Below are 11,674 nucleotides of genomic sequence, written 5' to 3'. Positions count from 1 at the left end.
TCGGTGTTGTAAGGTTAAGCCTCTCGGGTCATTAGTACTGGTTAGCTCAACGTATCGCTACGCTTACACATCCAGCCTATCTNCGTCGTCGTCTTCAACGGCCCTTCAGGGGACTCAAGGTCCCAGGGAAGACTCATCTCGGGGCAAGTTTCCCGCTTAGATGCTTTCAGCGGTTATCTCTTCCGCACTTAGCTACCGGGCAATGCCATTGGCATGACAACCCGAACACCAGTGGTGCGTTCACTCCGGTCCTCTCGTACTAGGAGCAACCCCCCTCAATCTTCCAACGCCCACGGCAGATAGGGACCGAACTGTCTCACGACGTTCTAAACCCAGCTCGCGTACCACTTTAAACGGCGAACAGCCGTACCCTTGGGACCTACTTCAGCCCCAGGATGTGATGAGCCGACATCGAGGTGCCAAACACCGCCGNCGATATGAACTCTTGGGCGGTATCAGCCTGTTATCCCCGGAGTACCTTTTATCCGTTGAGCGATGGCCCTTCCATTCAGAACCACCGGATCACTAAGACCTGCTTTCGCACCTGCTCGAGCCGTCACTCTCGCAGTCAAGCTAGCTTATGCCTTTGCACTAACCTCCTGATGTCCGACCAGGATTAGCTAACCTTCGTGCTCCTCCGTTACTCTTTGGGAGGAGACCGCCCCAGTCAAACTACCCACCAGACACTGTCCGCAACCCCGGTCAGGGGCCCACGTTAGAACATCAAACATTAAAGGGTGGTATTTCAAGGTTGGCTCCATGCAGACTGGCGTCCACACTTCAAAGCCTCCCACCTATCCTACACATCAAGGCTCAAGGTTCAGTGTCAAGCTATAGTAAAGGTTCACGGGGTCTTTCCGTCTTGCCGCGGGTACACTGCATCTTCACAGCGAGTTCAATTTCACTGAGTCTCGGGTGGAGACAGCCTGGCCATCATTACGCCATTCGTGCAGGTCGGAACTTACCCGACAAGGAATTTCGCTACCTTAGGACCGTTATAGTTACGGCCGCCGTTTACCGGGGCTTCGATCAAGAGCTTCGCCTTGCGGCTGACCCCATCAATTAACCTTCCGGCACCGGGCAGGCGTCACACCGTATACGTCCACTTTCGTGTTTGCACAGTGCTGTGTTTTTATTAAACAGTTGCAGCCAGCTGGTATCTGCGACTGGTATCAGCTCCGGGAGCAAGTCCCTTCACCAACGCCAGCGTGCCTTCTCCCGAAGTTACGGCACCATTTTGCCTAGTTCCTTCACCCGAGTTCTCTCAAGCGCCTTGGTATTCTCTACCTGACCACCTGTGTCGGTTTGGGGTACGATTTCGTGTTACCTGGAGCTTAGAGGCTTTTCCTGGAAGCTTGGCATCGGTCACTTCATCACCGTAGTGACTCGTCATCACGCCTCAGTGTTAATGATGTTCCGGATTTACCAAAAACATCCACCTACACGCTTAAACCGGGACAACCGTCGCCCGGATAACCTAGCCTTCTCCGTCCCCCCTTCGCAGTAACACCAAGTACAGGAATATTAACCTGTTTCCCATCGACTACGCCTTTCGGCCTCGCCTTAGGGGTCGACTCACCCTGCCCCGATTAACGTTGGACAGGAACCCTTGGTCTTCCGGCGTGCGGGTTTTTCACCCGCATTATCGTTACTTATGTCAGCATTCGCACTTCTGATACCTCCAGCAACCCTCACAGGTCACCTTCGCAGGCTTACAGAACGCTCCCCTACCCAACAACACCTGAGTGTCGCTGCCGCAGCTTCGGTGCATGGTTTAGCCCCGTTACATCTTCCGCGCGGGCCGACTCGACCAGTGAGCTATTACGCTTTCTTTAAATGATGGCTGCTTCTAAGCCAACATCCTGGCTGTCTGGGCCTTCCCACATCGTTTCCCACTTAACCATGACTTTGGGACCTTAGCTGGCGGTCTGGGTTGTTTCCCTCTTCACGNCGGACGTTAGCACCCGCCGTGTGTCTCCCGTGATAACATTCTTCGGTATTCGCAGTTTGCATCGAGTTGGTAAGCCGGGATGGCCCCCTAGTCGAAACAGTGCTCTACCCCCGAAGATGAGTTCACGAGGCGCTACCTAAATAGCTTTCGGGGAGAACCAGCTATCTCCCGGTTTGATTGGCCTTTCACCCCCAGCCACAAGTCATCCGCTAATTTTTCAACATTAGTCGGTTCGGTCCTCCAGTTAGTGTTACCCAACCTTCANCCTGCCCATGGCTAGATCACCGGGTTTCGGGTCTATACCCTGCAACTTAACGCCCAGTTAAGACTCGGTTTCCCTGCGGCTCCCCTATTCGGTTAACCTTGCTACAGAATATAAGTCGCTGACCCATTATACAAAAGGNACGCAGTCACCCTGATTAATCAAGGCTCCCACTGCTTGTACGTACACGGTTTCAGGTTCTATTTCACTCCCCTCGCCGGGGTTCTTTTCGCCTTTCCCTCACGGTACTGGTTCACTATCGGTCAGTCAGGAGTATTTAGCCTTGGAGGATGGTCCCCCCATATTCAGACAGGATAACACGTGTCCCGCCCTACTCATCGAACTCNCAATCCATGCCTCTTCGTGTACGGGACTATCACCCTCTGTCGTGCGACTTTCCAGACGCTTCCACTAAGACACAAACTGATTCAGGTTCTGGGCTCCTCCCCGTTCGCTCGCCGCTACTAGGGGAATCTCGGTTGATTTCTTTTCCTCGGGGTACTGAGATGTTTCAGTTCCCCCGGTTCGCCTCGCAACACTATGTATTCATGTTGCGATAGTGCAACGGATTGCACTGGGTTTCCCCATTCGGGTATCGTCGGGTATAACGGTTCATATCACCTTGCCGACGCTTTTCGCAGATTAGCACGCCCTTCATCGCCTCTGACTGCCTAGGCATCCACCGTGTACGCTTAGTCACTTAACCTCACAACCCGAAGGTGTTTCGTAAAACACTTCGCGCTGCGATTATTTGAGAGACTCTGATACAACAAAATCACATCTCAATACTGCACGGAGAGATATGTTCAGCTGTATCGTTTCAAATTTCAGCTTGTTCCAGATTGTTAAAGAGCAATATCTTAAACACGACTCGTTAAAGTCATCTTTAAGATATTCAGGTGATAATGCCTTTCACTCATTATCGGTATGGCGTCCCCAAGGGGATTCGAACCCCTGTTACCGCCGTGAAAGGGCGGTGTCCTAGGCCTCTAGACGATGGGGACACGAAATCCGACTCAGCCTTCCGGCTCAATCGTTCCGCATCAGCATGAGTCAGAGACTCATCATCAACAGGTGCGCTTTTGCTCTTGCTTTTTCATCAGACAATCTGTGTGAGCACTTCACTAGCACTTCACTTTGGTAAGGAGGTGATCCAACCGCAGGTTCCCCTACGGTTACCTTGTTACGACTTCACCCCAGTCATGAATCACAAAGTGGTAAGCGCCCTCCCGAAGGNTAAGCTACCTACTTCTTTTGCAACCCACTCCCATGGTGTGACGGGCGGTGTGTACAAGGCCCGGGAACGTATTCACCGTAGCATTCTGATCTACGATTACTAGCGATTCCGACTTCATGGAGTCGAGTTGCAGACTCCAATCCGGACTACGACGCACTTTATGAGGTCCGCTCACTCTCGCAAGTTCGCTTCTCTTTGTATGCGCCATTGTAGCACGTGTGTAGCCCTACTCGTAAGGGCCATGATGACTTGACGTCATCCCCACCTTCCTCCGGNTTATCACCGGCAGTCTCCTTTGAGTTCCCGACCGAATCGCTGGCAACAAAGGATAAGGGTTGCGCTCGTTGCGGGACTTAACCCAACATTTCACAACACGAGCTGACGACAGCCATGCAGCACCTGTCTCAGAGTTCCCGAAGGCACCAAGGCATCTCTGCCAAGTTCTCTGGATGTCAAGAGTAGGTAAGGTTCTTCGCGTTGCATCGAATTAAACCACATGCTCCACCGCTTGTGCGGGCCCCCGTCAATTCATTTGAGTTTTAACCTTGCGGCCGTACTCCCCAGGCGGTCGACTTAACGCGTTAGCTCCGGAAGCCACAGTTCAAGACCGCAACCTCCAAGTCGACATCGTTTACAGCGTGGACTACCAGGGTATCTAATCCTGTTTGCTCCCCACGCTTTCGCACCTGAGCGTCAGTCTTTGTCCAGGGGGCCGCCTTCGCCACCGGTATTCCTCCAGATCTCTACGCATTTCACCGCTACACCTGGAATTCTACCCCCCTCTACAAGACTCTAGCCTGCCAGTTTCAAATGCAGTTCCCAAGTTAAGCTCGGGGATTTCACATCTGACTTAACAAACCGCCTGCGTGCGCTTTACGCCCAGTCATTCCGATTAACGCTTGCACCCTCCGTATTACCGCGGCTGCTGGCACGGAGTTAGCCGGTGCTTCTTCTGCGGGTAACGTCAATCAGCGAACGTATTAAGTTCACTGCCTTCCTCCCCGCTGAAAGTACTTTACAACCCGAAGGCCTTCTTCATACACGCGGCATGGCTGCATCAGGGTTTCCCCCATTGTGCAATATTCCCCACTGCTGCCTCCCGTAGGAGTCTGGACCGTGTCTCAGTTCCAGTGTGGCTGGTCATCCTCTCAGACCAGCTAGAGATCGTCGCCTAGGTGGGCCTTTACCCCGCCTACTAGCTAATCCCATCTGGGTTCATCCGATGGTGTGAGGCCCGAAGGTCCCCCNCTTTGGTCTTGCGACGTTATGCGGTATTAGCTACCGTTTCCAGTAGTTATCCCCCTCCATCGGGCAGATCCCCAGACATTACTCNCCCGTCCGCCGCTCGCCGGNAAGGAAGCAAGCTTCCTTCCGCTGCCGCTCGACTTGCATGTGTTAGGCCTGCCGCCAGCGTTCAATCTGAGCCATGATCAAACTCTTCAATTAAAAGCTTGATTTGCTAAGTTAATAGCGATGCTCAAAGAATTTACTGTTCATTCGTAATGAATTAACTGTTGTTCACTCTTCAAGACTTTTTCGTATCTGATTGCGATAGTGTCTTGTGAGTGCCCACACAGATTGTCTGATTAAATTNTTAAAGAGCNNCTCCNCTTTCAGTGGCCGCGGGCCGCATATACTACGGATTCCGCGTTTGAAGTCAACGACTTTCTTCGTCTTTCTTCGACTGCCACCGCGTTGCGTTGTCCGCTGCGCCGNGTCAGNGGGAGCGCATTATAGGGATCTCTCCGAGTTGCACAACCCCTTTTTTAATCTTTTTTGCCATTCGCTTGTTTTTCGGTCTCAACGTTTGTTTTTTATGCTTTTTATGGCTTTTGGCAGGTCTGCCAGNCTCTCTATAACGCAATCAGCCAGATTTTCCCCTTCTTCCGTCACTGGTTTACCTGTGCGGACAAGGACTTTAGCGCCTACCCCTGCAGCTGCGGCTGCCTGCATATCTTCAACTTTGTCGCCAACCATATAAGAAGAAGCCATATCGATGTGCAGATGTTCTTGCGCAGATTTCAGCATTCCCGGCTGTGGCTTCCGGCAGTCGCACGTCTGGCGATACTCTTCTTCAGAAGCTTCCGGATGATGCGGACAGAAATAGATGCCATCCAGGTCTACCCCGCGATCGGCCAATGACCAATCCATCCATTCCGTCAGTTGCATAAACTGGTCTTCTGTAAATTTACCGCGTGCGATACCCGACTGATTGGTAATCAGCACCAAGGCAAACCCCATTGATTTCAGCTCACGCAGTGCATCAATCACNCCGTCGATAAACTGAAACTGATCGATTTCGTGTACATAACCGTGGTCGACATTAATCGTGCCGTCGCGGTCGAGAAAAATTGCTGGAACGCTGGTTGCCACTTTACTTTGCTCCCGATAGAGAAAATTGCGCCGTAGTATCGCAGTTTTCGCTGCTGGAGAGAATGATAGCAGAGTTACAATCTCGATTGACTTGGACGTCTAGACGCCTTAGCATCCCGACAACAAATGGTCAGTATAAGTCAGTATTATTCATCGGCCCGCGGCCCCTATTGATAGAAATCATGATAAAACTTTCTCATATTACAAAGATTTTCCAGCAAAACGGTCGAGCCATCACAGCGCTCGACGACGTTACGCTGCACGTTCCGGCGGGCCAAATCTATGGCGTCATCGGCTCTTCTGGCGCGGGTAAAAGCACGTTGATCCGCTGCATCAACCTGCTAGAGCGTCCCACATCTGGAACCGTTCTGGTCGCCGAACAGGATTTAATGGCGTTATCAAATAGCCAGTTGACGCGCGCTCGCCGCCAAATCGGCATGATTTTCCAACATTTCAATCTGCTCTCGTCACGTACCGTATTCGGTAACGTTGCATTGCCGCTGGAGCTGGATAATCAGCCGTCCGCCAAGATCAAACAGCGCGTCGATGAATTGCTGGAGCTGGTTGGGTTGTCGGATAAGCACGATGCGTATCCCGCCAACCTGTCTGGGGGCCAGAAACAACGCGTGGCAATCGCCCGCGCGTTGGCTAGCAACCCCAAGGTTCTGTTGTGCGATGAAGCCACCAGCGCGCTGGACCCGGCCACGACTCGCGCGATTTTGGAGTTGCTGAAAGATATCAATCGCCGCTTGGGGTTGACCATTCTGTTGATCACCCACGAAATGGATGTCGTGAAACGCATCTGCGATCAGGTCGCCGTCATTAGTGAAGGGCGTCTGATTGAGCAAGACACCGTCGGACAGATGTTCTCTCACCCCAAAACGCCACTGGCTCAGAAGTTCATTCATTCAACATTACATCTGGATATTCCGGACGACTATGTCGCTCGTCTGACGCCAACGCCTCATGAGGGCAGTATTCCCCTGCTGCGCATGGAATTTACCGGTCAATCTGTTGATGCGCCGCTGCTATCTGAAATCGCACGGCGCTTCAACGTAAACAACAATATTATCAGTGCGCAGATGGATTACGCGGGCGGGGTTAAATTCGGCATCATGCTGGCAGAAATGGCCGGCACGGAAGCGGATACCACAGCAGCGATCAAATTCCTGCAGGACAACCAAGCAAATATAGAGGTACTCGGTTATGTCTGAAGCCATGATGTGGTTAATGGCCCGCGGCGTGTGGGAAACAATTGTGATGACCCTGGTTTCGGGCTTTTTCGGTTTCGTTCTGGGACTGCCTGTCGGCGTGCTTCTTTATATAACGCGTCCGGGACAGATTATTGCCAATCCCAAACTTTATCGGGCGCTTTCGGCCATTGTGAATATCTTTCGTTCCATCCCCTTCATTATATTGCTGGTGTGGATGATCCCTTTTACCCGCATTATTGTCGGCACCTCAATTGGTCTTCAGGCCGCGATCGTGCCGCTAACCGTAGGGGCAGCACCGTTTATCGCCCGTATGGTGGAAAATGCGCTGTTGGAAATCCCCGGTGGGTTGATCGAGGCCGCACGGGCGATGGGAGCCACGCCGATGCAAATCATCAAAAAGATTTTGCTACCTGAAGCGCTGCCCGGCCTGATCAATGCCGCGACCATTACGTTGATTACCCTGGTGGGCTATTCTGCAATGGGGGGTGCCGTAGGCGCCGGCGGCCTGGGACAGATCGGTTATCAGTATGGTTATGTCGGCTATAACTCCACAGTGATGAATACGGTATTAGTACTGTTGGTTGTGTTGGTTTTTATCATTCAATTTTGCGGCGATCGCGCAGTTCGGGCTGTCACTCGCAAGTAATTGTTCCATTGCCATGCACCTTAAAAGTGCGTGATAACAAGACTGTTAAGCAGAGGTAAGGAATATGGCTATTAAATTGAAATCTATCGCCGCAGTAGGCGCATTGGTTGGCGCTCTCGCGCTAGCAGGATGCGGACAGGAAGAAAAAGATCCTAACCATATTAAGGTCGGCGTCATTGTCGGTGCAGAACAGCAGGTCGCGGAAGTCGCCCAGAAAGTGGCCAAGGAAAAATACGGTCTTGATGTTGAGCTGGTCACCTTTAACGATTACGTTCTGCCCAACGAAGCGTTGAGCAAGGGCGACATCGATCTGAACGCGTTCCAGCACAAACCGTATCTGGATCAGCAAATTAAAGATCGCGGCTATAAACTTGTTTCCGTCGGCAACACCTTCGTTTACCCCATCGCAGGCTACTCGAAAAAGATCAAATCTCTGAGCGAACTGCAGGACGGCGCGCAAATCGCCATTCCTAACGACCCGACCAATTTGGGCCGTACCCTGCTGCTGCTTCAAAAACAGGGGCTGATCAAATTGAAAGACAATGTTGGGCTGTTGCCAACTTCACTGGACATCGTCGAAAATCCGAAGCATGTGAAACTAGTAGAACTGGAAGCGCCTCAGCTGCCACGTTCGCTGGATGACGACCAGATTGCTCTGGCCGTTATCAATACTACCTATGCCAGCCAGATTAATCTGACGCCGACCAAAGACGGGCTGTTTGTAGAAGATAAAGACTCTCCGTACGTCAATCTGCTGGTCGCTCGCGAAGACAATAAAGATGCGGAAAATGTGAAAAAATTTGTCAATGCTTACCAGTCTGATGAAGTGAATCAGGCCGCGTTGAAAACTTTTAATGGTGGGGCCGTCAAAGGTTGGTAAGTTTCCCATTGCATGAAACGATAAAATAACAAGACGGGCCTCGGCCCGTCTTGTTATTTTTCGCATAGCTTGCTTCAATAAGCGCACTTATGAAAGCCAGAGGAAAAGCTATGCGTGCCTTGCCCATTGTAATGTTATCGCTGTCGCTGACAGGATGTTCTCTGCTACACAAATCGACTACGCCTACCACATCTCAGCCCGAGACACCGTCAGCCGTTGAAACAACGCCTAAAAGCAAACCAACCCCCCCGGCTACGCCAGCCGTGCTGTACAAAAGCGCCGAAGAGCTGGTAGGGAAACCTTTCCACGATATGGGCGAAGTCTCCGGTTCCTCATGCCAGGCAACGGCGCAGGATCCTCAACCGAGCATCGCCACAGCACGAAAAAGATTGCAAAGCCGGGCGACAAACCTGAAAGCGAATGCGGTCCTGTTGCACGAGTGCCAGATTGTGAGTGATGTCGATAGCTGCTATCGCCAGGCTATCTGTGAAGGCACTGCGCTGAAAGTCTCCTCTCAATGAGCGAGTTCTGCTTCGATCAAGTCGGTGTTATCCGCTCCCCCTATAAAGAGAAGTTTGCCGTTCCTCGACAACCGGGTCTGATTGAAGATGGTCTGGGAGAACTACACCTGCTGCCGCCCTACAACCAACCGGAATCTGTGCGTGGGCTTTCCGACTTCAGCCACCTATGGGTACTGTTCATTTTTCATCAGACGGCGTCTGCAGGCTGGCATCCTACGGTGCGTCCTCCTCGTCTGGGAGGCAATGTCCGTATGGGCGTTTTCGCTACCCGTTCAACGTTTCGGCCCAATCCTGTCGGGATGTCGCTGGTAGAGCTGAAGGGCGTGCGTGCCGACAAAAACTCGCTGGTGCTGGAACTCGGCAGTCTGGATCTGGTGGATGGCACCCCCGTGATCGACATCAAGCCCTATCTTCCCTTCGCCGAAAGCCAACCACAGGCACGAGCAGGCTTCGCGCCCTGCGCGCCAGACGCAGATATGCCGGTGATATTTTCTCCTCAAGCGGAACAACAGCTAATTGCATGGCGCGACCGTTATCCACAGTTACGCCGCTTCATCACCCAGGTATTGGCACAGGATCCGCGCCCAGCCTACCGTAAAACGAACCATGATGAGAAGGAATATGCTGCGCTATTACTGGAATTCAACGTACGTTGGAGAGTGGCCAACGGACAAACAGAAGTAATATGCCTGGATACCCGTTAAAAAACGTCTGCATCTCTTTTGGGGAACGTTCCTCGCTGGTAAACTAAGCCACTTTTTATTTATGCTCAGGCCCTTCGGCCCACGCCATTTATCGTTCTTACGGAACTACAACACCATGCGTACAAGTCAATATTTGCTCTCCACTCAAAAGGAGACGCCCGCCGACGCCGAGGTTATCAGCCATCAGCTGATGCTGCGCGCAGGAATGATTCGTAAACTCGCCTCGGGTCTCTATACCTGGTTGCCGACGGGTTTGCGCGTTTTGAAAAAAGTCGAAAATATCGTGCGCGAAGAAATGAATAGCGCTGGCGCCATCGAAATTTCGATGCCTGTCGTTCAGCCTGCGGACCTGTGGCAGGAGAGCGGTCGTTGGGAACAGTACGGTCCCGAGCTGCTGCGCTTCGCCGACCGCGGCGAGCGTCCATTCGTGTTGGGCCCGACGCATGAAGAGGTCATCACCGATCTGGTGCGTAATGAAATCAGCTCCTACAAACAGCTACCGCTGACCTTCTATCAGATTCAGACCAAGTTCCGTGACGAAGTCCGTCCGCGCTTCGGTATCATGCGCGCACGCGAGTTCCTGATGAAAGACGCCTACTCCTTCCATACTTCTCAAGAGTCACTGCAGGCGACTTACGATGTGTTGTATGCGGCATACACGAAAATCTTCAGCCGCATGGACCTGAACTTCCGCGCCGTTCAGGCGGATACTGGCTCTATCGGCGGCAGCGCGTCTCACGAATTCCAGGTACTGGCCGCCTGCGGCGAAGATGACATCGCCTTTTCCNCCGAATCCGACTTCGCCGCTAATATCGAGCTGGCTGAAGCGGTCGCCCCGAATGTTGAACGCGCCGCGCCGACGCAGGACATGACGTTGGTGGAAACGCCTGACGCCAAAACTATCGCCGAGCTGGTCGAACAGTTCGACGTGCCGGTGGAGAAAACGGTTAAGACGCTGCTGGTGAAAGCGACGGAAGAAAGTCCGTACCCGCTGGTTGCCCTGCTGGTTCGCGGCGATCACGAGCTGAACGAAGTGAAGGCCGAGAAGCTGGATTTGGTTGCAAGCCCGCTGACCTTCGCCACGGAAGAAGAAATTCGCGCGTTGGTGAATGCAGGTCCAGGGTCGCTGGGTCCAGTCAATCTGTCCTTACCTGTCATCATAGACAGAACTGTTGCGGTAATGAGCGATTTCAGCGCAGGCGCCAACATCGACGGCAAGCACTATTTCGGCATCAACTGGGAGCGAGACATTGCGCTGCCGCAGGTTGCTGATTTGCGTAACGTGGTAGAAGGCGATCAAAGTCCGGACGGTAAAGGCACGTTACAGATCAAACGCGGTATCGAAGTTGGTCATATCTTCCAGCTCGGCACCAAATACTCAGAAGCCATGAAGGCGACGGTTCAGGGCGAAGATGGCCGTAACCAGACGCTGACGATGGGCTGCTATGGTATTGGTATCTCCCGCGTGATTGCCGCAGCAATTGAACAGAACCACGACGATCGCGGCATTATCTGGCCAGACGTACTCGCTCCGTTCCAGGTCGCTATTCTGCCGATGAACATGCATAAGTCCTTCCGCGTGAAAGAAGTTGCTGAACGCATTTATCAGCAGCTGCGCGACAACGGCGTAGAGGTGTTGATGGACGACCGTAAAGAACGTCCGGGCGTGATGTTTGCGGACATGGAGCTGATTGGTATTCCTCACNCTATCGTCATTGGCGATCGTAACCTAGACAACGATGATATCGAGTACAAAAACCGTCGTCAGGGTGAGAAAAAGATGATTAAGACTGATGAGGTAGTGGACTTCCTGCTCTCGCAGGTCGTGCGTTAATCGCGTTCCGGTTTCAGCACATAAAAAATGGTGGGTTACCCCACCATTTTTT

At 52.5% G+C, this 11,674-nt stretch carries 7 protein-coding genes, 1 tRNA gene and 2 rRNA genes; 6 read left to right on the top strand and 4 right to left on the bottom strand.

The window, feature by feature from the left end; translation table 11 throughout:
- Positions 1-10: 10 nt before the first annotated feature.
- The 4 genes from RZ35_RS02160 to gmhB form a co-directional block, all read right to left on the bottom strand.
- Positions 11-2,919, bottom strand: a 23S ribosomal RNA gene (locus RZ35_RS02160).
- A 222-nt stretch (positions 2,920-3,141) separates the two neighbouring features.
- Positions 3,142-3,217, bottom strand: a tRNA-Glu gene (locus RZ35_RS02155).
- Between the two features lie 137 nt (positions 3,218-3,354).
- Positions 3,355-4,896 (bottom strand): 16S ribosomal RNA (locus RZ35_RS02150).
- Together the 16S and 23S rRNA genes with 1 tRNA gene alongside form the textbook arrangement of a ribosomal RNA operon.
- Before the next feature lie 354 nt (positions 4,897-5,250).
- A complete protein-coding gene (gmhB, locus tag RZ35_RS02145) occupies positions 5,251-5,823 on the bottom strand; it encodes a D-glycero-beta-D-manno-heptose 1,7-bisphosphate 7-phosphatase (protein ID WP_026741834.1) in 573 nt (190 codons plus the stop codon).
- Positions 5,824-6,005: 182 nt separating this feature from the next.
- Between gmhB and metN the strand changes: the two genes are divergently transcribed.
- From metN to proS, 6 genes are all read left to right on the top strand, one after another.
- Positions 6,006-7,037, top strand: coding sequence for a methionine ABC transporter ATP-binding protein MetN (metN, locus tag RZ35_RS02140; protein ID WP_026741833.1), 1,032 nt, complete (start codon positions 6,006-6,008; stop codon positions 7,035-7,037).
- A complete protein-coding gene (locus RZ35_RS02135) occupies positions 7,030-7,683 on the top strand; it encodes a methionine ABC transporter permease MetI (protein ID WP_026741832.1) in 654 nt (217 codons plus the stop codon). Before metN ends, RZ35_RS02135 begins: the two co-directional genes overlap by 8 nt.
- A gap of 64 nt (positions 7,684-7,747) precedes the next feature.
- The gene (locus tag RZ35_RS02130) at positions 7,748-8,563 is read left to right on the top strand and encodes a MetQ/NlpA family lipoprotein (protein WP_026741831.1); all 816 of its coding nucleotides are present in this window, start codon (positions 7,748-7,750) and stop codon (positions 8,561-8,563) included.
- Positions 8,564-8,673: 110 nt separating this feature from the next.
- Entirely contained in the window at positions 8,674-9,084 is a 411-nt protein-coding gene (rcsF, locus tag RZ35_RS02125; RefSeq protein WP_026741830.1) for an Rcs stress response system protein RcsF, read from the top strand.
- Positions 9,081-9,788 carry a tRNA (N6-threonylcarbamoyladenosine(37)-N6)-methyltransferase TrmO gene (tsaA, locus tag RZ35_RS02120; RefSeq protein WP_026741829.1) on the top strand — a complete coding sequence of 236 codons (708 nt, stop codon included), beginning with the start codon at positions 9,081-9,083 and terminating at the stop codon, positions 9,786-9,788. Before rcsF ends, tsaA begins: the two co-directional genes overlap by 4 nt.
- Positions 9,789-9,903: 115 nt before the next feature.
- Positions 9,904-11,622, top strand: a complete 1,719-nt coding sequence (proS, locus tag RZ35_RS02115; RefSeq protein WP_026741828.1) for a proline--tRNA ligase — start codon at positions 9,904-9,906, stop codon at positions 11,620-11,622.
- Positions 11,623-11,674: the final 52 nt, after the last annotated feature.

The organism is Lonsdalea quercina subsp. quercina (genome assembly GCF_000688655.1).
GTDB classification, from domain to species: domain Bacteria; phylum Pseudomonadota; class Gammaproteobacteria; order Enterobacterales; family Enterobacteriaceae; genus Lonsdalea; species Lonsdalea quercina.
Note: the sequence above shows the minus strand (reverse complement) of the source record. Positions and strands in the feature narration are given on the sequence as shown.

What these genes read in the sequence shown, in the direction of transcription:
- metN (WP_026741833.1), top strand. Translation starts at nt 6,006, where the DNA reads ATGATAAAACTTTCTCATATTACAAAGATTTTCCAGCAAAACGGTCGA.
- RZ35_RS02135 (WP_026741832.1), top strand. Translation starts at nt 7,030, where the DNA reads ATGTCTGAAGCCATGATGTGGTTAATGGCCCGCGGCGTGTGGGAAACA.
- RZ35_RS02130 (WP_026741831.1), top strand. Translation starts at nt 7,748, where the DNA reads ATGGCTATTAAATTGAAATCTATCGCCGCAGTAGGCGCATTGGTTGGC.
- rcsF (WP_026741830.1), top strand. Translation starts at nt 8,674, where the DNA reads ATGCGTGCCTTGCCCATTGTAATGTTATCGCTGTCGCTGACAGGATGT.
- tsaA (WP_026741829.1), top strand. Translation starts at nt 9,081, where the DNA reads ATGAGCGAGTTCTGCTTCGATCAAGTCGGTGTTATCCGCTCCCCCTAT.